The sequence below is a fragment of the Paenibacillus eucommiae genome, from assembly GCF_017874215.1.
Classification (GTDB): domain Bacteria; phylum Bacillota; class Bacilli; order Paenibacillales; family NBRC-103111; genus Paenibacillus_AI; species Paenibacillus_AI eucommiae.
The window spans coordinates 45,678-68,963 of the sequence record NZ_JAGGLB010000038.1 but is presented as its reverse complement, the minus strand read 5'-3'; the positions used below and the strand labels follow the sequence as shown (position 1 = coordinate 68,963).

General features: G+C 45.7%; 13 protein-coding genes. 11 read left to right on the top strand and 2 right to left on the bottom strand.

Going from position 1 to position 23,286, the window contains the following annotated elements; genetic code table 11:
- Positions 1 to 3 precede the first annotated feature (3 nt).
- The 10 genes from J2Z66_RS35620 (at position 4) to J2Z66_RS35575 (ending at position 19,111) form a co-directional block, all read left to right on the top strand.
- Positions 4 to 1,638, top strand: coding sequence for an extracellular solute-binding protein (locus J2Z66_RS35620; protein ID WP_209977582.1), 1,635 nt, complete (start codon positions 4 to 6; stop codon positions 1,636 to 1,638).
- A gap of 235 nt (positions 1,639 to 1,873) precedes the next feature.
- On the top strand, positions 1,874 to 3,490 hold the full coding sequence (locus tag J2Z66_RS35615) for an extracellular solute-binding protein (protein ID WP_245376099.1): 1,617 nt from the start codon (positions 1,874 to 1,876) through the stop codon (positions 3,488 to 3,490).
- Positions 3,491 to 3,582: 92 nt separating this feature from the next.
- On the top strand, positions 3,583 to 4,500 hold the full coding sequence (locus J2Z66_RS35610; protein WP_209977578.1) for an ABC transporter permease: 918 nt from the start codon (positions 3,583 to 3,585) through the stop codon (positions 4,498 to 4,500).
- A gap of 11 nt (positions 4,501 to 4,511) precedes the next feature.
- Complete coding sequence (locus J2Z66_RS35605) at positions 4,512 to 5,378, top strand: carbohydrate ABC transporter permease (RefSeq protein ID WP_209977576.1); 867 nt, start codon at positions 4,512 to 4,514, stop codon at positions 5,376 to 5,378.
- A gap of 39 nt (positions 5,379 to 5,417) precedes the next feature.
- Positions 5,418 to 10,874, top strand: coding sequence for a LamG-like jellyroll fold domain-containing protein (locus J2Z66_RS35600; protein WP_245376098.1), 5,457 nt, complete (start codon positions 5,418 to 5,420; stop codon positions 10,872 to 10,874).
- 736 nt (positions 10,875 to 11,610) lie between these two features.
- The gene (locus J2Z66_RS35595; RefSeq protein ID WP_245376095.1) at positions 11,611 to 13,269 is read left to right on the top strand and encodes an extracellular solute-binding protein; all 1,659 of its coding nucleotides are present in this window, start codon (positions 11,611 to 11,613) and stop codon (positions 13,267 to 13,269) included.
- An 83-nt stretch (positions 13,270 to 13,352) separates the two neighbouring features.
- Complete coding sequence (locus tag J2Z66_RS35590; RefSeq protein WP_209977608.1) at positions 13,353 to 14,315, top strand: ABC transporter permease; 963 nt, start codon at positions 13,353 to 13,355, stop codon at positions 14,313 to 14,315.
- Complete coding sequence (locus J2Z66_RS35585) at positions 14,309 to 15,181, top strand: carbohydrate ABC transporter permease (protein WP_209977571.1); 873 nt, start codon at positions 14,309 to 14,311, stop codon at positions 15,179 to 15,181. The genes J2Z66_RS35590 and J2Z66_RS35585 overlap by 7 nt, the downstream gene beginning before the upstream one ends.
- A 27-nt stretch (positions 15,182 to 15,208) precedes the next feature.
- Positions 15,209 to 17,458 carry a helix-turn-helix transcriptional regulator gene (locus tag J2Z66_RS43920; protein WP_209977570.1) on the top strand — a complete coding sequence of 750 codons (2,250 nt, stop codon included), beginning with the start codon at positions 15,209 to 15,211 and terminating at the stop codon, positions 17,456 to 17,458.
- A 51-nt stretch (positions 17,459 to 17,509) separates the two neighbouring features.
- Positions 17,510 to 19,111, top strand: a complete 1,602-nt coding sequence (locus J2Z66_RS35575; protein ID WP_209977568.1) for an amidohydrolase family protein — start codon at positions 17,510 to 17,512, stop codon at positions 19,109 to 19,111.
- A 63-nt stretch (positions 19,112 to 19,174) separates the two neighbouring features.
- Here J2Z66_RS35575 and J2Z66_RS35570 read toward each other — a convergent pair whose 3' ends face one another.
- Positions 19,175 to 19,549: an MmcQ/YjbR family DNA-binding protein gene (locus J2Z66_RS35570; RefSeq protein ID WP_209977566.1), complete on the bottom strand. Its 375-nt coding sequence runs from the start codon at positions 19,547 to 19,549 to the stop codon at positions 19,175 to 19,177.
- Between the two features lie 201 nt (positions 19,550 to 19,750).
- Positions 19,751 to 21,661, bottom strand: a complete 1,911-nt coding sequence (locus tag J2Z66_RS35565) for an FAD-dependent oxidoreductase (protein ID WP_245376094.1) — start codon at positions 21,659 to 21,661, stop codon at positions 19,751 to 19,753.
- 364 nt (positions 21,662 to 22,025) lie between these two features.
- Here J2Z66_RS35565 and J2Z66_RS35560 point away from each other — a divergent pair, with 364 nt between their 5' ends.
- The gene (locus tag J2Z66_RS35560; RefSeq protein ID WP_209977563.1) at positions 22,026 to 23,078 is read left to right on the top strand and encodes an ABC transporter substrate-binding protein; all 1,053 of its coding nucleotides are present in this window, start codon (positions 22,026 to 22,028) and stop codon (positions 23,076 to 23,078) included.
- The last annotated feature ends 208 nt before the right edge of the window (positions 23,079 to 23,286 follow it).

The following is a 23,286-nucleotide window of genomic DNA, read 5'->3' as shown; positions in this document are numbered from 1 at the left end:
CAGATGAAGAGACTGGATTGGAAGAGTGGGGCTGCAGCAATTACGCTGTGTATGATTGTCTTTCTCGGTCTGTTCATAGCCCTTAACAAAAGCTTCTTTAACCAGACACAAACAGAAGGTACGGGGAGTCATAGCATCCAATCAGCTTTAATGCCAGCTTTATCGGATTATCCGTCTTCATTAAGCTACTGGGTTATTATGAATAAAGAAGAATCGGCTATAATTAAAAACTATAACGAAATGGGCATGTACAAACAATTGGAGAAGCTCACAGGAACTAAGGTGCAGTTCCAGCATCCGCCGAGCGGCTTTGACACCGGTTTTAATTTGGCTATGATTATAGCTTCGGAGCATCCGCCGGATGTGATCGAAACAAATTGGTCCAGTGCACAACCGGACAAAGCGATCAAAGAAGGAAAGATTATTCGATTAAACGAGCTGATCGACCAGTACGCTCCGAATTTGTCCAATTTACTGAAAAAAAAGCCTGATGTAAAAAAGCTGATTACAAGTGATGAAGGGAATATATATGCGTTCCCAACGATTGCGGATGATCCGAAGCTATCCATTTTTAATGGATTGATCGTACGCAAGGATTGGCTTGATAAGCTTGGTCTACAGCCTCCTAAGACCATTGAAGATTGGGAAAACATGCTGATTGCTTTCAGAGATAAGGATCCGAATGGTAACGGTAAGCAGGACGAAATACCCCTGATATACAACAAAGAAAGCTTTTTTATTAGTTATGCATTTGCGGGTGCGTATGGTATCACGACTGATTTCTATAACGATCACGGTCAGATTAAATATGGTCCATACGAGCCTCGCTTTAAAGAATATTTGGCCTTGCTGCACAGATGGTATCAAGAAGGGTTGATTGATCAAAATTATTTGACAATAGATGAGAAAATCATAGGTACCAAGGTTACTCAGGACCGGGTTGGATCCTTTGACGGCTGGCTGGCTAGTGATCTTGGGAAATATACGAGGCTGATGCAGGCCCAGAATCCGCGTTTTCAATTAAAAGGGGTTGTTTTCCCCAGTTTACAGCCGGGTGGAGAGGTGATTGCTAAAGTTCAAGATAAATTTATAGGTCTTGGAGCGGCGATTACCTCTACGGCCAAAAATCCGGAGCAAATTGCGGCCTGGCTGGATTATGGCTACAGTAAAGAAGGACATATGCTGTTCAATTTCGGAATTGAAGGTGAAAGCTATACACTAGTAGATGGAAAACCTACCTTCACTGATCTCGTCTTGAATAATCCGAATCGTTTACCTGTAAGCCAAGCCTTAACGATGTATACGAGGATGGGATCCTCTGCCCCGTTCGAATACAGTGTCGAAGGCTACGATCAATATAATGCGCTGCCGGAGCAAATGGAAGCCAAAACAAATTGGCTGAAGGCTGATCACAAGAAATTATTGCCTATCCTGTACTTATCAGCCGATGAGCAAATACGGGAGTCCGCGATTATGAGTGATTTGTTGAAATATCAGGATGAAATGATGAATAAATTTATTATGGGTATAGAGCCGTTAGATAATTTTGAGACCTACAGAAGTATGCTGAAAAAAATGGGCATTGAAGATGAGCTGGAAATTAAGCAAAAAGCGTTCGAGCGTTATTTGAAAAAATAGAAAAAAGTAAAGGTTTTTTCAGGTTTATTTTCCTGGAAAAGCCTTTTTTTATCCTGTTTTATAGGTTTAGTTGTTAAAAAGGCAACTTTTTATGCAGCTGAACAGGCCGGATATTAAATTGGGGTAACTCAGTTTCGATATGAACTATATCCGGCTAACCCGGCTCTCCTGTATATTGATAGCGAACCTACAAGAAAAGGTTTAATTTGATGAGGGGGAATTGGTTTTGAAGAAGATGAGCTTGAAGGTAAAACTGTCTTTGCTCTTATTGCTCGCAGTCATGAGTATAGGAGCCGCATGCACCCAAAAAACGAATGAGGATGCAAAGGTAACCTCCTCTCCGGGAGTAGTATCGGAGACAGGGGGGGATTCAACAGCGCAGCCTGCTGATTCATCATCAGCTGACTATGGGGATACAGGGGGGCTGGCGCTGCCTATAGCTAAAGATGAAACAGAACTAAGGGCTATTACCTATACGTATGCTGACTCCCCGATCCCGGAGAATTTCTTTACAAAGGAGCTGGCGAAGCGGACAAATCTAGATTTGCAAATTCAAAGATTTAAAGCGACAGACCCAACGGAGGAACTGGGACTTCTGGTGGCCTCCAACAACTTGCCTGATATCGTGGGAACGACGACAAGCTCCCTGGTCAGCAAGCTTGGTGTAGAAGCTTTTGTACCTATTAATAAGTATTTGGATATTTTGCCTAATTTCAAGAAGGTACTCGATGAGAATCCGCAGATTATGAAGTCCAATACAAGCTCTGACGGCAATTTATACGTATTTGATTATTTAAGCTATAAAATATCACCAAGAGTTAATTATGGCATTATGATTCGCAAGGATATTTTGGAGAAGAACGGAATTGCTGTACCGAAAGGACCCGACCAATACTATGAAGTGTTTAAGAAATTAAAGCAAATTTACCCTGACAGCTACCCTTTTATTAATTATTATGGTGCGGATATTTTACAGCTTCTAAGTCAGAGCTGGGGAACTTTCAATAAGATGTTTGTTCCTGATGGCAAGGATGCGTGGGAATACGGGCCGGTGAGCAATGAGTACAAGGATATGCTCGTCTATTTAGCCAAGCTGTATAAAGAAGGATTGATGGATCCCGAATTTATGACCAGCAAGGAAGACCGGTTCAATTCGCAGGTGTTGCAGGCAGATAAAGGCTTTGCCTTCCAAGGCTGGTTCGGGCGTATGGATTCTTTGCAGAATACAGCTAAGGAAAAAGTGCCGGAATTTGAGCTTGCTCCTGCTGATTTTATGGGTCCTAAAGGTAAGGTTATGGCGGAGCCGAAGGTATTGGATTATGGGATTAGCGTCTCCTCTTCTTCAAAGCATGTGAAGGAAGCGCTCCAACTGATCGATTATTTGTACAGCCCTTCTGGCAGTACCCTCGTAACTATGGGCGTAGAGGGAGTCACCTTTCATGAAGAGGCCGACGGGACAATCACTTATCCTGAATTCCAAGGTCAGGCTGTGACAAGGGTTGAACTGGAGAAGAAGTATGGGCTAACCATGACAGGATTTATGGAGACGGCTGATCCGAGAAGCGCTCCGAGGGCAATCACGCCTAAATTTCAAGAAGTGCTAGATTTGCTTAAGGATCCTTTCTGGGAGGAAGAGCAGCCTGTCATGCATTTCACGGAAGAAGAGGTTTCCCGGAAAACGCCGCTTGAAGATGCTTTGTTGAAGGCGGTTCTCGAATACTCGACTAAAGTTATTATGGGTACTGAATCGATTGAAAAATGGGATGAATGGTTGAAGAAAAACGAAAGTATTGGATATAAAAAACTGGTAGACATTTATAACACGGCTTATACCAGATATAAAGAACAATAAGCGATAGGTGAACGAGCAGCTTGGCAAGCAGGAACCCTCCAATACAAAAGGACCTGCTTGCTGGACTTACCTGAACGGAGATGAAAGACATCATGAAGTCGAGTTATGCAGTGCGCAAATGGAGACATCTGGTTAAAGACAGACATCTTATGATTATATTTTTACCTTGTCTGATTTATTTGATTGTGTTCAGAATCATCCCAATTTTATGGAATGTAACGGCTTTTCAAGATTATAAGATTACGAAAGGCATTTTAAAAAGCAAACTTATTTATTTTGAGCATTTTATTACTTTTTTTCATAGTCCTGATTTTGTGGTCATTTTAAAAAATACGCTTGTATTAGGCGTTCTTTCCGTTCTAACCTATCCGGTTGCTATTATTTTTGCCTTGCTGCTGAATGAACTGAGAAGCAGTACATTCAAGAAGGGTGTGCAAACGATCAGCTATTTGCCTTTCTTTATTTCTATAGTTGTGCTAAGCGGCATAACATGGAGCTTTCTTTCTCCGGATGGGGGGATTGTCAATCAGCTGCTGAGCTTTATCGGCATCGAACCTCAATATTTTATGGCTAAATCAGAGTGGTTTGCTCCCATCTATATTTTTACTCTAAATTGGCAGCACCTAGGCTATAATTCCATTGTGTTCATAGCGGCTATAGCGGGAATTTCGCCTGAGCTGTTTGATGCCGCTGAAATGGATGGCTGCAATCGGTTCCAGAAGATGATTCATGTTACGCTCCCGGGAATCGCTGTGACGATTGCCGTCATGCTGATTATCTCGGCAGGCAACCTGATTATGATTGGGTTTGAGCGAGCCCTGCTCTTACAAACTCCTGCAACTTATGGAGTATCTGATGTTATAGGCACTTATGTGTACAGAGTCGGGATTCAGCAGCTTAATTATGGCCTTGCTTCTGCGGTTGGCTTGTTTGAATCTGTGGTTTCCCTGGTGCTTCTAATGACGGTAAATTATATTAGCAACAAAGTATCTAAAGTTAGTATTTGGTAGAGGAGAACAGGATGGTTAAAGTCAGATGGAACCTTTTTGATGTAATCAATTATGCGCTTATGGGGTTACTATGTATCCTCATTATTTATCCTTTCTTGTATATGACTGCTGTTTCATTGAGTGGAAAAATATACGTCATGCAAGGCAAGGTATTCCTGTACCCACTTGGAATCACTTTCAAATCGTATCAATATATGTTGTCGAACAATGTCATCGTCCTTGCTTTTCTGAACACCATCAAGTACACCCTGGTAGGCACCATCTCTGGTGTGCTGCTGACGGTGTTGTCCGCTTACCCGCTTTCCAAACAGGATTTTTTCGGACGTAAGCTCTTTATGAAAGTTATTGTTGTTACGATGATTTTTAATGGGGGGATCATTCCCAACTATTTATTGATACTTAAGCTGGGATTATATAATTCGCTGTGGGCGCTTGTTCTGCCGGTAGCCATCAATGGTGTGTTCATCATTATGACGATCACTTTTTTTCAAGCAATACCGAAGGAGCTCGAAGAAAGCGCGATGATCGACGGTTGCTCCGTTTACGGAATTTTATTTAAAATTATTTTACCGGTTTCCAAACCTCTTATGGCAGCTCTGGCACTTTTCTTTGCCATGTATCATTACAACAGCTATTTCCTGCCGTTGATTTATTTAAGTGATAAGACCTTGTTCCCTCTGCAGGTAGTCCTTAAAGAGATGATTATTAGTGCAGGCGCTCTGATGGAGGAACAGCGAATGATCGCTGCCACTGAATATGCCCAGGTAAGTCTGCAATATGCAACGATCATTATTTCGATATTGCCTATGCTGGTGGTGTTTCCTTTTATTCAGAAATATTTCATTAAAGGTGTTATGGTCGGGGCTATTAAAGGCTAGTGAGAGCACAAAGATGATGGGGAGGTATTTGTATTGAAGATGAATGCTGTAAAAAGAAACATAATCTTATTCATTTTCGTATCTATTCCAGGTGTATTGGGGCTGCTTATGGCCAGTCATGTGTTTGCCTGGGTTCCGAGTCCCGAGACGTGGACGAATATTCCTGACAAATGGTTTCTGAATGTAAATGGCGGTACAAATGAGCTGGATGAGACGGTAATGTATGGTACAGGAACAAGATCAAATAAAATGACGGGTCATGCTTCAACAGGAACCTATGTGGTATTGGATAAACCATGGACCCCGTCTGCTGCGACCCAAACGCTTTATTTGAAGGCTTGGTACAAAACGGCAAATGGATATACAGGCAGTCCCAAAATCAAGGTGATGTACTTAACCCGTTGGGGATCACCCAACCCAAGCTATAGTCTTGCTCAAGAAACTATTGTTGGCTCACCCGGCGATCATGATTGGCAGCAATTAAGCGCTACGTTGACCGTTCCTGTGAATACCTCTAAATTACTCCTGGAATTGGTGTCGGAAACGGATCAAGGAACGGTTTGGTTCGATGAGATTTCCGTAGCTGCCGCAGGTCCTGCAGCGATCAATCGGGTTCAAAATCCAAGCTTCGAGGATCTTCATTCCTATATGGCAGACCATACGTTTTTTAATCTTTTAAATTTGGATGCTCCGGGACTTTCCGCCGTTAAAGCGGCGGTGCAGGACAATAATATGGAGCTGGCCAAATCTGCTTTTCTTGATTATTACAAGGCTAGAACAGCCCCGCTTCAAATAGGGGGCAGGAATGGGAACAGGCCCCCAGCTGATCCCTACTATGAAACTTATTTGGCTGATCTGACTTTGGACCACTACTTAACCCAACGAGACGGAGAACGCTATTCCCTGGGAACAGATGTGAACTGGCCAGCTTTTGCACCAGATGGTTCGAGTTCTACGCTGGCTATAAAAAATTATTTTCCCGTTTCTAAACCGGCAGCAGCGACAAGCCTAATCTTAAATTTCGATAAAAATACCGGAAACATAGCAGGGGACCTGTCAGGATATGCGAACCATGGCACTATCCAAGGCACACCTGAATGGACCAATGGAAAATTTGATTATGGCTTGAACGTAAGCCATTTAACCTACGTAACTGTAGCGAACAGTCCAAGTCTCTCGCTTACGGAACAAATCAGCCTGGAAGGCTGGTTCAAATGGAACGGAGATTCCTATGACAGTTATGGCATTCATAAAGATAATGCCTATGCACTTAGTGTTGTCAATGCAGACGGTTACCCGGCTGCACGTGTTTTCGTAGACGGTCAATGGCGTCAAGCCGTATCCGATCAACAGCTGACCAGCGGCGTTTGGCATCATCTGGCTATGACATACTCAGCTTCGGCCAAGGAGATTAAGCTGTATGTGAACGGAAAGCTGAATCAAACTTATGTGCTGCCATCAGGTCTTGGCACCTACCAAATCCATGCAAGCACGAATGAGCTTGTCATTGGGAGAAATGCGACCGCAATGGGGAGCATATTTAAGGGAGCAGTCGATGGTATTATCATTTCTAACAGTGTGAAGGACAGCTTTGGGCTTGGAGGACTGTCCTTGTACCATGGTATGCTTGCTGATGCTTATTGGAATACGGGAAATGAGGACTATGCCGAGGAAATGCTTGCTTTGATGCTGGATTGGTATAAGGACAATCAGTATCGTGAGTATGAGTACGCCAGTGAGGCTAAATATGCTAGCGAATCGCCTATTAGTGCTGTGGTCCATCCAGGCTGGCAGTCGTTGACAGAAGGGATTCGTTTGCAGAATTGGATTTGGCAGCTGCACAGTATAAGAGACTCTCAGGCCTTGACGCCCAATAAGTTCACAGCCTTAATGAAATCGATGTATGAGCATGCGGGCGACTTAAGCACCCGTCATCAGACAGGCGATAACGGAGCCATCGCACAAATGATCGCTTTGTATCAATTTGCAGCATTATTTCCCGAGTTTCAGGCATCTGCCGGCTGGAAGAGTCTAACCCTGGCCTCGCTAACGGATCTGATCAAAAGCCTTGTGTATCCGGACGGAACCGAAATTGAACTGTCTACTCTGTACCAGGTGGCAACCATATCCAACGGTTTCTTGGTTCCCTACAATTTGGAGCAGCTTAACAACTGGAACGATCTGTCTCCGGCATATAAAAAGCGTCTTGAATACATGTACCAATATCTGATGTATATAGCAAAACCGGATGGAACGGCGCCATTAATCAATGACAGCAATATCACAATGCTTCGTGAAAGGCTGTTGGAAGGCTCGGCCTTGTTTGATAGGGAAGATATGAAATATGTAGCAACTAAAGGTAATGAAGGAACGGCTCCCGCACATACTTCATATGGCTTTCCTTACGCGGGTCAATATGCGATGCGAAGCGGATGGGATTCCAATGCGCTGTACTTGGCTATGGATGCGGGGCCGCTAGGGGTATCCCATTACCACGAAGATAAGCTATCCTTCGACTTATCAGCCTATGGGAAAAATTTCATATCAGATCCAGGTCTTTATTCATATGACGGAAATAAATGGACGCAGTACTTTGCATCTACGGAATCCCATAATACCTTGCTAGTAGATGATTTGCCCCAAAATCGCAACTCCGCCGGACCCTTCTCCGTCACCGCTCCCGTAACGGATACGGTTTGGGAGAGCGGCAAGGCGTTCGATTATGTCAGTGGTGAATATACTGCAGGATATGGTCCCGGCAAGGATACCAGCGCGAATCAGAAACGGGAGATTTTTTTCGCAAAGCCTGATTATTGGATTCTTCGAGATCGCATTACAGGAACTGGGGTTCATAAGCTTCAAAACAGTTTCCAGTTCCAACCCATGCCGCTCACGATCGATCCCATTACGAAGGTCACCGAAACGAATAACATATCGGAAGCCAATCTGAGGGTTATACCCGTGGATCCTTCCGGATTAGAGGCGAGTTATACAGAGGGACAGGAATCACTGCCGCCAGAAGCAGCTAATGCCAATGATGCCGACACCCGGCTCTTGCTTCATTTGGATGAAGGTGCGGGGGCTGTTGTTCAAGACACCTCGTCCAATGGAATGAGTGGTGCAATAACCGGGACGCCAACCTGGATATCCGGGAAATTTAATTCCGCTTTGAAAGTAAGCGGTTCCAGTTATTTGAGCATTCCAGACAATAACAGCCTGGATATTACAGATGAAATTACAATTGAAGGCTGGTTTCAGTGGGATGGCACCAAGCAGCTCGGGTATGGCATCAATAAGCGTAATGCTTATGGCTTGGCGGTTGTGGACGTATCGGGTCTTCCAACAGGCTGGGTATATGTAGACGGGCAGTTGAGAACCATACAGGCCTATCAGTCTGTTATTCCTAACGAGTGGTATCATATGGCTATGACATATTCTTCCTACACGAAGCAGCTAAGAATGTATGTAAATGGCGAGCTTAAAAGAACGATTGTCCTGCCTAAGGGTTTAAGCACCTATGCGATCGGCAGCAGCACGTACGATTTGCGAATCGGTACGGATTATTACGGGAACAGCCTGACGGGAGCTGTTGATGAGATACGCATTAGCAGCAAGGTTCGGGTCTTCCCGCAGATTGGAGGCTGGTATAGCCCTTACTATGCGAACAAACAAGCAGCGCCACAAGTCAAATATGTCAAGCAAGCAGCTAATCTGCCTGCATATATGGACTTTGTGATGTATCCTATCAAGGCAGGAGAAAATCCGGATATTACGGTTGCCAGACAGACGGTCACGATAAACGGGGCTCCCGCATCTCCGATGCAAAGTTCAGCACTATCGATCACTAGGAATGAAGGGACAGACTTGATTGTGATCAGTGAGCCGGGTACAGGAAACAAGCTAGTCAGCGGCTATTTAACAGATGCAGAGGTTTCGATGATTCGGAAAGATATCGCTGGAAATAGGGTAAGCATGTCCATTATGAACGGCTATAAGCTCAAAGATACTGCGGCAGGGACTGGAGAGGACGAATTGATAACTGTTCTTTCTCCTCATGCCGCCAGCAGACTGACAGCTGCTTATGAAGGCACAGTGCTGGAAATCGATACTACCTTGGATTTGCCAAACACGGAATGTGTTCAAATCTATGCCCCTGCGGTCACAAGTGTAAAAGTTAATGGGCAAATCATCGATTATCAAAAGAAAGGAAATTATATTATCGTTGGTCACTATACTCATATTTCAGATTCGAGTACAGTTCTTCTGCTTCATATGGATGAAGGACAGGGGACTGCCGCTGGAGATGTATCTGCGGCGGGCAATGCCGGCACTGTAAACGGAAGCACCTATTGGTCGAGCAGTCGGTTTGACAATGCGATATCAACTTATGGAGGAAGCGGCTATGTTCGGATTGAGGACAGCGATAGCCTGGATATTACGGAGGATCTGACCGTGGAAGGCTGGGTGAAATGCGATACCAACCCTTGCTCGGGATATTTGCTGCAGAAGGGATTGGCCTACGGCTTAAAGGCAGGGGACGGCAACGGATATCCCATCGCAATGGTCTATGTCGATGGAGGCTTCAGAACGGCAGTCTCGAACGAGCCGTTGACAGGAGGGGTATGGCATCATCTGGCTATGACGTATTCCTCGGTTATGAAAACTCTTCATCTGTACGTGGATGGAAAACTTAAAGCTTCCAGTACTTTGTCTGGACTGAATACGTATAGTATCCGGAAGGACAGTAATTGGCTTGCTCTCGGAAGGGATTCAATGGGCTGGGGCGGAGGCAATGTTTTGGAAGGATATATCGACGAAGTGCGTGTTTCCAATACGACAAGAGCGGAATTCTCGCTGAATAAGCCTTACGCGGCGGACAGCAATACCGTACTGCTGCTTCATGTGAATGAAGGACAGGGGACTGCCGCCGGGGATGCATCTGCTGCTGGCAATACGGGCACGGTAAACGGAAGCACGAATTGGTCGAGCAGCCGGTTTGGCAATGCGATATCGACCTCTGGGGGAAGCGGCTATATTCGGATTGAGGACAGCGATAGCCTGGACATCACGGAGGATCTGACCGTGGAAGGCTGGGTGAAGTGCGATACCAACCCTTGCTCGGGATATTTGCTGCAGAAGGGTTTAGCCTACGGGTTAAAGGCAGGAGACGGCAACGGATACCCGATTGCTATGGTCTATGTCGATGGAAGCTTCAGAACGGCGGTCTCGCATGAACCGTTGACAGGAGGGGTATGGCATCATCTGGCTATGACGTATTCGTCAGCTATGAAAACTCTTAATTTGTACGTGGATGGAAGACTTAAAGCTTCCAGTACCTTGTCTGGACTGAATACGTATAGTATCCGGAAGGACAGTAATTGGCTTGCTCTCGGAAGGGATTCTATGGGCTGGGGCGGAGGCAATATTTTGGAAGGATATATGGACGAAGTGCGTGTTTCCAATGCGGTTCGGACGGATCTTCCTATTCGTCAATAAACATTGCTTTAAGTTTTAAGGTGAAGAGCACAAGAAGAGCATTTCCCGAAGCAGCCGACCCTCCGCCGAAATGAGCTCCATTTTTAACTCTGTGCGATTTGGCTGTCAAGAAATCTAGAGTCAGGGTGAAATAGCCTTGGCTTTTTTTGTGCCAAAAAGTATAAGTTTTCTGGGTGAAGCCTGGAGTGAAAAATTCCCGAATACACAGTTCCTCTCGGTTGTGTCTGTTGGCGGGGCTGATCTTCAGTCCCAGCGGCTTGGCCCGCGGGGAAATCTCCTTCCATCCAGAGAAAAACCCTTGCTGGCTGTCCGTTTGAGCTTGGTGTTCGAGTGATTCGTGCGATTGTAGCTAGGAGAGGGAATGGCTGTGGGAGGAAGAGCGGTAGCGTCCGCCTTTAAAGATTTGTTCCTACCCCTCATCCTTTCCGTTCAAGGGAACAAATCTTTAACAGCGGCTGGAGCCCACAGCCATTCCCTCCGTCATGCACCAACGCCATGAACACACATCAAAGGACGCCGCAAGGCGAATTTCTTATCTCCCCGGATTTAGCGATTTCCACCTGTTCAGCATTTTCCACATCGAAAAAAGTCGTGCCAGATCAAGGTTTTTAGCAGTTTCTGGGCGGATCTTAGGGATAATCACGAATCAAATGAAAACGTTTTATATACAGGGTAAAAGGCGCTGTGTAGTATGATATCCGTAAGACAACAATCCTATTGGGGAGGAAGAACGAACATGTTGAAAAGAAAGACGAGATGGAAAGGGCTGTGGTTGTGCTTGCTGGCCATCATGCTCTTGGCCGGTTGTTCTTCGAACAAAAACAGTGGTGATCAGGGGGAGGGAGCAGGAAATACGAATAGCCCGGCAGTAACGGACGGAAGCACAGGTAAAGCAGCAGACGGGCAGCAGGGCGATGCTGCACAATACGGGGATACCGGCGGATTGAAGCTGCCTCTGGTTGACAAGCCGACTACGATCACCTGGATGGTATCGAGTGAAGATGCCAATGTGAATGACAGAATGATCGTAAAAGAAATTGAAAAGCGCACAGGCATCAAGCTGGTCTTGCAAGGCTACCCGTTCTCTACTTATCAGGATAAGCTGAAGGTTATACTGGCTTCAGGCAAGCTGCCGGATATTATCAGTTCTCTGACGCTATCAGAAGCGAATAAGTTAGGCAGACAGAAAGCATTGGCAGCCATCAATGAGTATGCAGATCAATTGCCTAATTTCAGCAAGAAGTATATAGAAGAAAACAGCTGGGTTATGAAATCGTTTACAGATGACAGCAATAACTTGTACTCCTGGCCTGTTTATGGCGTTAATCGCGATGTGAACCACGGGTTTATGTACAGAAAGGATTTATTCGATCAGCATAATATCAAGCCATGGGAAAATACGGAGGAGTTTTACCAGGCGCTTAAGAAGTTAAAAGCAGCTTACCCTGATTCTTATCCGTATGCATCCAAAACCAAAGAAGTTATTTTCTCTGACTGGGCTTATGGTTGGGGGATAGGAGGAACGGGAGAGCCTTATTATCCAGCCGTTTACGATGAGGCGAATCAGAAATGGAAATTGGCCACGACTCAGCCGGAGTATAAAGAAATGCTTGATTTTATGAAAAAACTGTACCAGGAAGGATTATTGGATCCCGAGTTCCTCACGGATACGCCGGAGTCCTGGACAGCCAAGATGACAACCAATGACCGGTCATTTGTTACATTTGACTGGATTGGCAGACTGGATATGTTCTACAACCAGGTCAGCTCAGCCAATCCTTCGTATGATTTGCGTTATGGCAACCCGATTGGCCCCACTGGCCATATCCGCACTTTGCCTGACATTACGATTGGTGGTGTTAATGTGGCCAATAATGGAAACAAGGAAGCAGCCCTGAAATTGCTGGATTACTTGATTAGCCCTTCAGGTTCTGAACTGATCACGATTGGTGTGGAAGGAGAAACCTTCACATGGGGTGAGGACGGCAAGCCTGTATATCCGGGGTTGACGGATGTGCCTTTGGTGGATATTGATGTGCTCACGGAACGCTATGGCCTGTGGATTCCCAATATGTATTTGAATGTGGATAAGCGCAGCGTGTACTTCAATTACACGGAAAAGGAACAGGAAGCGCAGGACTTGATTAACAAAGGCAACAAATATGAAGCATCTGATCCCATCTTGAAAATTACGGATGCGGAATCCGCGACGATCTCTGAGCTTTACTCTTCACTGGATAAGTCAGCCAAAGAGTTCAGTGCCAAATATGTGCTGACAGATTCATATAGCGAGAAAGAATGGCAGGATTGGTTGAAAAATGCGGAAAGAATAGGGGCTTCAAAATATATCGATGTATATAACGCGGCTCAGCAAAGATTTAATGCTAGCAACTGATAGAAGATAAGAAGGGCTGCATCTGTGTGTCTTCACAGGTGCCGCTTCCGGATAGGTGGGGACAAATCGTGCATCATGCAAAAATGGAAGTGCAAAGCAATCAATCGGCGGGCAATCAATCTGGCGGTCTGAAAAAGCGGCTGACTTCAGTGTGGCATCATTTCAAGCGAGACCGGCAGCTTTTGCTGATTTTTATTCCATGTCTGGTTTTCTATGCAATATTCAGATACGGTCCCATATACGGAATGATTATTGCCTTTAAGGATTACCAGGTTTTTGTAGGTATTTTAAACAGTGAATGGGTGGGGCTTAAGCATTTTCGGACTTTTTTCTCCAGCCCAGATTTTTGGCTGTTGTTTAAAAATACATTTTTGCTCGGATTTTATACGCTGGTTTTCAGCTTTCCGATTCCGATTATTTTTGCCATTTTGCTGAATGAAGTCCGATTGCGATTGTTTAAGAAGTGGGTGCAGACGCTCAGTTACTTCCCCTCCTTTCTTTCTATAGTGATTGTCAGCAGCATGGTGATTGATATGTTGTCTCCGGGCAATGGAACGGTCAATCAGCTTATACAATATTTTGGATTTGGGAAAATTTATTTTCTTATTGATCCCGCCTGGTTTCGTACGATTTACGTCGTTTCTGATATTTGGAATCATATGGGGTATGAAGCGATTATATATTTAGCTGCGATTTCAGGCATCAATCCTACTTTATATGAAGCTGCCAAAGTGGACGGCTGCAAAAGGCATCATATGATAGGTTACATTACTTTACCAGGGATGCTTCCTACTATTTTGGTTCTCCTAATCCTGAAAGCCGGGTCCATGTTTCGCATTGGCTATGAGAAGGTGCTGCTGCTTTATAATCCGATGACCTACGATGTGGCGGATATTTTCTCTACATTTGTTTACAGAAAAGGATTGCTGGAGAGCAACTACAGCTTTGCAGCAGCCGTTGGCTTGTTCGAGGCCGTGATTGCTTTGGTAATGCTGCTGGCTGCCAATTTCATGAGTAAAAAGGCCGGGGGTAAGGGATTATGGTAGGATCAAGGGCAAGCCGGATATCGCTATTTTCGATCTTTAATTATATACTAATGGTAGTCATTGCCATGGTTACCGTTTATCCGATTGTGCATATTGTGGCGGTTTCGTTTAGCGATACTGTCTATATTGTGCAGAGCAAGATAACTATTTTCCCTCGGGGCTTCAATATTGAAGCTTATAAAGAGATTTTTTCCAGCGAAAAAGTGCCAAGAGCTTATTTAAATACGATTCTATATACAGGTACCGGAACCACGATCAATTTGCTGATGACGGCGATAGCGGCTTATCCGCTCTCCAGATCCGGTTTTTTCGGCAGAAAGTATTTTATGATTCTGATCGTGCTGACCATGTTTCTGAATGGCGGCATTATTCCGAACTACCTGATTGTTCAAAAGCTCGGCATGGTGGATTCGATCTGGGCCTTGATTATCCCTAATGCCATCTGGACGTTCGAATTGCTGATTTTGAAAAGCTTCTATGAGAATATGTCCGAATCCTTGCGGGAATCGGCTATCATGGATGGAGCGTCAGAGCTTCGTGTATTATTTAGTATTGTGATACCGCTTTCCAAACCGGCATTAGCCTCGATTGGCCTGTTTTATTTCATGGGTCATTGGAACAGCTTCTTCCTGCCGCTTATTTATTTGAATGATGTCAAGCTGTTCCCCCTGCAGCTGGTGCTGCGTGATATGCTGATATTCGATACGGCGAGAGAAGCCAACAATATGGGGGGAAGCAGTCGTCTGACGGCAGAAGCGATCAAGAATGCCACCATCTTTATTACGATGCTTCCTATTTGTATGCTGTATCCGCTGGCTCAAAGATATTTTGCCAAGGGGGTAATGCTTGGCTCAGAAAAAGGCTGATTGAGATAAAAAGGGGTGTAGTTATTGGTGCGAATAATCAGAATGCTGGCCAACCTGGGGGCTTGGAAGATTTTTTTTGCCCTGCTTCTTGTGATAGCCGTGATGTTTGCATCGAACTATATCGTATTTAGAAACTCAGTCGAAGAGATTTATGATCAAGTCAGCGATAATAATAATCTGGTTGTGGAGAGCGCGATCCAAAGATTCGATGACAGCTTCAGGGACCTGAATAATCTGATTTATTCCATCCATATGCTGCCCTATGAAACCTTGGATGCATTTGATGGGCAGAGGACGGATATGGTCAGTGCCTATATGATGCAGAAGCAGATCAACATGCTGGTTTCATCAGCATCCTTGGAGTATCTGGAAGAGGTGGTGGTTTTCTTTCAAGGTCATGATCTGGCTGTCACTTCAAGCGGTACGATTAGTTTGCAGGAGCTGTTCAAACAAAATTACAAGCATGATTTATATACAGTTGACTACTGGCGGGCTTATGCGGCAACCAGGCATTCACTCCAGGTTTTTCCAGAGGGGGTGTATGTCAAACAGACAAATCCCTACAGGCAGGAACTCAAAAAGCTGCTGGTCATACTAGGCAATAACAATATGTCCAATAAAAACGTCATGTTCTTTGTGAATTCAGAGCTGCTGCTGCAGCATGTATTGAAGACAATGGCTCAGGATGCTTCATTGATTATTTTGGATCAGAATCGAAAAGTTGTGATGAGTACGGAAGCGGAGTGGGATCTTGTCCAAACCTTGAAGGGATTCGGGCTGAATCAGGGAGAACAAACCACGCTGAAGAACAGAGGGGACGAATACAATTTGTATCAGTCTGAGTATAATGGTTTTTATTATATCAGCAAATTTCCCTTTCACTTCCAGAACATCGAATCGATTACCCGGATTAATCATTTAATTATGCTGCTGGCGATAGTCCTTGCTGTTATCTTGTCGATGGGGCTTAGCATTTATTTGTTCAGGCCTGTTCAAAAGCTGTACAGATTATTTGGCGGGAATCAGGATAAGGCTGCTGGCTATGGTTCCATTCATAGCGGTATTCGAATGATTCAAGCGGAGAACGAGACGTACAGAAGCAGTATAAGGGATATCCAGTTGGACATGCGCAAGAGGGTATGGATTGATGCGTTGGATCATCATTCAGATGCTGAAGCAGCCGAGCGTATGCTAGAACAATACCGGTATGAATTCTGGCATGGCCCGTTATTTGTAATGGTGTGTATTCGCATGCTTCCTCGTAACAAGAGTCAATCCCATACTTCGCTGCGAATAGAAGGACTTCTGCAGTTTCTACAGCGGGATTTAAACCAGAAGCTCGATAACATCGCGGTCCTGCATGCCAAGAATCTGGATTTTCTGGTGATGGTTCCAGTTTCCACAAAAGCTGAAAAACGAAAAATTGAGCAGGACATCGAAAGTTTTATCAAGGGGGCTGAGCAGGATGTGCTGCAGCAATATACCATGCTAGCTGCGATTAGCCAGCTGTATGTGCCAAGCATCCCGAATTACCGGTTAGCTTATCAGAATGTGATGGATAGCTTGCTGTACAGAAATGTTAATCAAGAGCAGCCTGTCATTGATTTTGAACATATTCGTTTTTCGGGCAAGGTGTTCTTCCCGCTTGATGACATTGACAGGATGTCCAACTGCCTGATCAGCGGCAATGTGGAAGAGACGATTCGCATTATCGATGATATCATGCTGGAGAATGTACGCCTGGGTATCAATTTCCTTCAATTGATTCATATTGCCAAATGTATATTTTATCAATTGATTCAGCATGTGGATGGAGATGGGAACAAAAAGCCGGACTTAGGATCACTGGAGCTGGCATTTAGCCGGGAGATTGAAGAAGCGCTTCATCATCAGGAGATTCGGCAGGCTCTTGTGCATGTAGTGGATGCTGTGGCAGAAGCGGCGGTCAAAGCCTCCAAGAGTAAACTGAATCCGGGCTTTATTTCGCAATATATAGAAGCCCATTATATGGATAATTTATATCAGGATCATATGGCTGACATTTTTCATACAACGCCCAAGTATTTTTCTAATTACTTTAAAAAGACGTTTCAGGTGAATTATGTGGACTATCTGAATAAGGTCAGAATTTCCCATGCCAAAAAGATCTTGAAAAATTCTAATATGCCTATCGCAGAAGTTGGGGAAAAGGTTGGTTATATGAACAACACTACCTTTGTAAGCACTTTCAAGAAATATTGCGGGATCTCACCCGGTGAGTTTCGCAAAAATGGGTGATTCAGGCCTGAAGATGGAAAGCAAAATCAATGTGGGAGGATAGGAAGAGAAATGACAAATATTCAATTACCGCTGCAGTTTTTCGATTGCAACGCCAGTGTGGGGAAGATCGCCTACAAGCACCGTTTGCAGCCCTGGAAGACGGAACAGATCTTATCGGTTATGGATCAGTGTGGAATCGCCGGAGCTTTGGTATATCACGGAATGGCGAAGGCACATTCCCCCATGTACGGAAATAGCGTGCTGGCTGATGAACTGGCCAAAAGTCCAAGGCTGTATGGATGCTGGGGGGCGATGCCGGATCACTTGGGAGACTTTATTTCGCCAGAGCAGCTTGCTGCCAATATGAGAGCTGAAGGCATTCATGCTGTGAAGCTGTTTCCCAAAGCCCATTACTATGATCCGGGCCAGCGAACAATCGGGCCATTGCTCGCCGAGCTGGAGCGCCAGCGGATTCCGCTTCTTGTGGATGCGTCGGAAATTTCCTTCGATCAGCTTGCAGATATACTGACTCATCATCCGGCTCTGACCTTGCTTTTGCAAGGTGCAAGCTGGAGTCAGGAAAGGCGTTTATTTCCAATAATGGATGCATATGATACATTGTGCGTGGAGTTCTCGGCTTTACAGAGTAATGCCATAATTGAGATGATGTATGAACGTTACGGGGCGGAGCGCTTGTTGTTTGGCAGCGGCATGCCGTTCAAAAGCCCGGGCGCAGCCAGATCGCTGATCGATTATGCCCAGATTCCAAATGAAGCGAAGCAGCTTATTGCCGGCGGCAACTTGTGCAGACTGCTTGGCGTGACACCTCCCGAAGCCGAACTGCCTGAGCAGGATGCGGTGGTGCTGGAAGCATCCCGAGGGCTTCCCTTATCTATCCCTGTGTATGATTCGCATACTCATCTTATTGAAGAGGGAGGCGGGACAGGAAGCGGGTTTCCTATGCTGCAGGGCACTATAGATCCGATGATAGCCATGTACCGCAAGCTTGGGATCCGCAAAATGTCGATTGCGCCGTGGGTAGGCATTAATGGCGGTGATTCGGAGGCCGGCAATGCAGTGGCCGAGCAGGCGGTCTTGAAGTATCCGGATGAAGTGGAGGCCTATGTGGTCATTGACCCCAATTATGTTGCCGATGTCGAAAGAGAGGCCCGCAAATGGCATGTAGACAAAGGATTCAAGGGGATGAAGCCCTACTACTTTTTGTCGCATATTCCTTATACAGATCCGGTTTATACCCCGTGGTGGCGGCTCGGGAATGAGAGAAGGCTTTATGCTCTGGTCGATCCGGCCGGGCAAAGCGATGCTGCCTATACGGCACAAATTGAAGAGCTGGCGCAGCGATACCCGGAAGTTAACCTATTTATGGATCATGCGGCACGCACCTTTGAAATTGCCGAGTTATACGCCGCAGTTGCACGTAAGTATGACAACGTCACCTTGCAGCTGACCTACACCTCCGTTACCTTGGGATCCATTGAATACCTGGTGAAGGAAGTCGGCGCTCATAAAGTGCTGTTCGGCACCGATTCTCCCATGAGAGACCCGCGTCCCCAGTTCGGCTGGCTGGCCTACGCGGATTTAACCATGGAGGAGAAGGAAGCTGTATTTGGCGGAAATATGAAACGAATATGGGATCGCTGTTTGGTTTAAGCTTCGAATTCGGTGTATCCCGGCTTTGAGGAGCAAGAGGTGCAAGTATTCTCGCCTGCATGTTCAACGACTATCTGTGCTTTCTTGCTCCCTAATGGCATCTTTCTCCGACTTTTTTAATTTGTTAAAAACCAGTTCGTAAGAATGATCAATCATTCTGAATAGTTCAATCTCTGAAACAGAGCCATCGAGGATTATTGTATTCCAATGACTTTTGTTTAAGTGGTAACCGGGAGTAATGGACGCGTGCTGCTGTCTTAAGTTTTCGGCTATAAAAGGATCACATTTCAAGCTGATATTCGGCTGATTGTTTCGTTCGGAAAGTAGAGCAAACATTTTTGAGGCTACTTTGATGACTAAGACATCATCACCGAATGGATATTGATCCGAGGATCCTTTTTTTGATAAAAGGTAACTGGTTAACGTGTTGATGTCCATGAATGTATTCCCCCTGAGAAGCTTCATACAATCCTTTTTGATTCTTTTTCATATTCCTATTTTACAGCCTGGACCATTTATTTCAAGCTAATTTGGGAAAGTGTGCATGGAAACAAATAAATCCGTCCTATCGAAGTCCCCTGGTTCAGGAGCATCAAACAGAACGGATTTATCCGTGAAAAGAAGTCTGCATTCAGTGCGCTAACGGCTAATATACGGATCAGCCGCAGCTCCAAATGTTTGGGCAAGGTCTTTCAGCATCATATGTGTTTCGCCAATCTTCAGTGCAGTTGGATCATCAATCCCGTTCACTGTCGCCTCGCTCAGAAATCCACCGCTCACAAGTGCTGACTGCGCCTCCGCTGGTGACACCTTCATACCTAATGCGGTCGCTATAGTCAGGCTGGCTTGCTCCAGCGTCAGCTTTTGCTTAGACCGCTCAGCTTCAGGGATTGCGGCAACCGCTGCAGATGGATCACCTGGCATAGCGGCCGGTTGGCCAAGCGCTGTCTTGGCGCCGCCGATCAAGTAGACCATTGCCTGCGGATTGCTTTCGCCTTCCAGATTGAAATTCTTGTTCGTGTATCCGCCTTTGGCTAATCCCATCAATAGGGCTACCTTAAGCCCGGTGTAGTGCTTGTGCTTCGATATTGCTATCGGTTCGATGGTAAAGGGCTTAATATCCATTCCTTGCTCGTTCAGCATATTCTGCAGCTTGGCGACCGCTTCCTTGGAAGCAGAAAGCTGTCTGAACGTTATGCCTTCGGTCTGCGACAATTTGGCCGCGGCCCCAGCCGCTTCGGCTGTCGCCATGCCTACTGGCACGGTGCGTGCGCTGCCATGCGGCAGCGTATCGAAGCTCGCCGCACGGCCGACTACGAGCAGTCCGTCCACTTTGAGCGGCACAATACTGCGCAAAGGCACGGCATACTGAATCGGTCCTGTAATGATATCTCCCCATTCATCGGGTTTAGTGCGCTGAATGTCTACCGCATAGGAGCCGAAAGCAATGCGATCCCATTGGTCCCGATTTTCCAGCACATCAATCATGCTTAGCCTGTATTCGCCTTGGATATGGCGCGTTTCACGGATGTACAGCTCTGGAGCTGTACCATCAAGCTCAACGCCGGCAAGCTCGGGGAAGTTGGCTTTTATATAGTCAACAACATGCGGCAGCTCTTCCTTGCCGATGCGGATGCCTTCTTCCCGGGAGGCCGGATCGGAACCATCGATGCCGAAAATTTGCAGCGCGTTGATCAATACTGAGTCATCGTTCAGTCTGCCGATGTTGAGCCCCCGCATCTTCGTCCTTTTTTCGTTGACCGGTTGATACGTCTGCAACTTATTGTATCCCCAAGCGCTCTGTTCATTGGAGCCGTGCTCATTTTTCCCATTGTCCTCTATTTTAATCGCCTTCCGGATGTTCTTCCATACATCGTCTGTCACATTACTAAGACGAAAAACGAGCGTCACGGCCATACGTGAATCCTTATTTCCGATATCTTCGCGACCAAGCGTGTAAGGGACCCCCGCAGCAGCGGCAATATCAGCATCCTGCGTAGCGTCAATTATTGATTTGGCCTTCACTTCCTGAACAGTCCCATCCTCCAATACCAGCTTCAGCCCGGTTATCGTCTTGCTGCCCGCACTGTCGCCGCCTTCCTGGAGTATCGGTTCCATCGATTTTACTTTCAGCAGCAGGTCAATATTTTTCTCCCCATCCACAAGACGCTTGAATGCGTTCGCCGCTGTATGGATATCAAATGAGTCGCCTTCGACTTGAGCAAACCATTCGGTGAAAATACCCTTATTCAGTGGCTTGCCCTTATTTGATGATTTGTCATTTTTATCGAGGTTCATGTCGAGGCTATTCAACCAGCCTACAGTGAAAAGTCCGCCTAGAATTTCCCGATTATTACCGTCAACGAGCAGTGTTTTCAACCCGTTGCGGGCTGCAGATACCGCTGCTGCTATGCCCTCAGGGTCCGTTCCGGCTACGATGACATCGTATTCGCTATTGATTTTCGACACGGTTTCTACTGGCTCCAGAGGCTTGTTCTCATGTGGTGCATGAACTATACTGTCATTTGGCTTCGCTTTGTTTTCGTACAACCTCCATGTGAACATGCAATCAATACAATCAATACGGCTAAAACGATGATAACTTTTGTACTTGCCCCATTTTTCTTTTCTCCCATTATTGCCAAAACTACACTCTCCCTATGAAAATTCGATAGACTAGCTGGGATTATTATACTATTTATGGAAAATGACTTCAAATATCTCCAGTTTAACTATCATTCAGCAAAACAAATCCATAGATTTGTGCATGAAGCATGGGGGTGATTTTGGTATGAAACAACAATGTTTTGGCAGAAATGCGCTATTTTAATCGGAATCATCTATTGTTCATGGGGATCAACTCTCGTATAATTGGGTACAAATGATAATCATTATCAAAATGGAGGGTTTTAAGATGCAAGCTCAGAGAAAAAAATATGTATTTTTGGGGATCGCACTGCTGCTAATCCTGACTATGGCCAGCGCTTGCGGGGATCGATCAAAGGATGAGTCGGGCAATAATGGCACAACCGGTACACCAACCGTGACGAGCGCAGATAAAACGGACACGAACAGTGCAACAGATGCCCCCGCAGCTACAGATGATGGCACTAAGGCAGCGACCCGGGTCGTGAGTACGGTCAATGGGGATGTTGAAATTCCAGCCGAGCCTAAGCGGATCGTCGCTCTATATTATCATCATATTCTGCTCGCTTTTGATATAAAGCCTGTCGGAGCCAATTTAACCTGGTGGGGCGGAAGCCCGTTTTTGAAGGACATGGAGGCGGATGGGATCGTTGATGTTGGCGGCCCTCCGTCATTGGAAGCGGTGGCGAAGCTGGAGCCGGATTTGATTATTATGAACAGCAATAATGCTGAGGACTATGAGCAGTTTGCCAAAATCGCCCCATCGGTGCTGATCCCTTATGATGCGAACCGGAGCACCTATGATGATGCAAAGCTGGTCGGGGAATTGATAGGAAAGCCGCAAGCGGCGGAGCAATTAATGGCGAGCTTCGAGGAAAAGGCCGCCGCAGCCCACGCCAAAATTGCCGGCACCATCGATGAGAATGCCAAGGTGGCCATTATTCGAATTGAGGGAAAGGGAAGCGAGTTTTCGATATTCGGATATAATTATGGCCGAGGCGGATGGTCTGTTTATCGGGGGCTTAACCTCAAGATGCCAGAGAAAATCGAGAAGGAGCTTGAGAGCAGCGGAACCCAGATCGTCCAAAAATTATCGTTGGAGCTGCTTCCGGAATATGTAGCCGATGCCGACTACATTCTGGTCTCAAACGAAGGTGAAGGTACGGATCTTGTATCCGGCAGTGCGGTATGGAAGACGATTCCAGCGGTCAAAAATAAGAAGGTTATGGAGCTGGACGGAAAGCAATATTTTTATTTCGACCCGATCTCGATTGAAGCACAGCTTGATTTAATTACAGAAATGCTGCTATCCCACAAATAAGTGAGGGTGAGCAGTACTGGAATAATGTTGGAGTAATAACTCTGGAGTAACTCTGGAAACCGCCGATACTGGCGGTTTTTTTGATGCACATACTGGAACAAGTCTTGTTAGAAGCCGGAGGTTGGGGAGCAAAATGGTGGGAAAGTAATGTGAAGAGTAATGGAAAAGTAATGGAAGAGTGATAGAAGAGTAATGGAAGATAGTGGAA

What these genes read in the sequence shown, in the direction of transcription:
- J2Z66_RS35620 (WP_209977582.1), top strand. Translation starts at nt 4, where the DNA reads ATGAAGAGACTGGATTGGAAGAGTGGGGCTGCAGCAATTACGCTGTGT.
- J2Z66_RS35615 (WP_245376099.1), top strand. Translation starts at nt 1,874, where the DNA reads ATGAGCTTGAAGGTAAAACTGTCTTTGCTCTTATTGCTCGCAGTCATG.
- J2Z66_RS35610 (WP_209977578.1), top strand. Translation starts at nt 3,583, where the DNA reads ATGAAGTCGAGTTATGCAGTGCGCAAATGGAGACATCTGGTTAAAGAC.
- J2Z66_RS35605 (WP_209977576.1), top strand. Translation starts at nt 4,512, where the DNA reads ATGGTTAAAGTCAGATGGAACCTTTTTGATGTAATCAATTATGCGCTT.
- J2Z66_RS35600 (WP_245376098.1), top strand. Translation starts at nt 5,418, where the DNA reads ATGAATGCTGTAAAAAGAAACATAATCTTATTCATTTTCGTATCTATT.
- J2Z66_RS35595 (WP_245376095.1), top strand. Translation starts at nt 11,611, where the DNA reads ATGTTGAAAAGAAAGACGAGATGGAAAGGGCTGTGGTTGTGCTTGCTG.
- J2Z66_RS35590 (WP_209977608.1), top strand. Translation starts at nt 13,353, where the DNA reads ATGGAAGTGCAAAGCAATCAATCGGCGGGCAATCAATCTGGCGGTCTG.
- J2Z66_RS35585 (WP_209977571.1), top strand. Translation starts at nt 14,309, where the DNA reads ATGGTAGGATCAAGGGCAAGCCGGATATCGCTATTTTCGATCTTTAAT.
- J2Z66_RS35575 (WP_209977568.1), top strand. Translation starts at nt 17,510, where the DNA reads ATGACAAATATTCAATTACCGCTGCAGTTTTTCGATTGCAACGCCAGT.
- J2Z66_RS35570 (WP_209977566.1), bottom strand. Translation starts at nt 19,549, where the DNA reads ATGGACATCAACACGTTAACCAGTTACCTTTTATCAAAAAAAGGATCC.
- J2Z66_RS35560 (WP_209977563.1), top strand. Translation starts at nt 22,026, where the DNA reads ATGCAAGCTCAGAGAAAAAAATATGTATTTTTGGGGATCGCACTGCTG.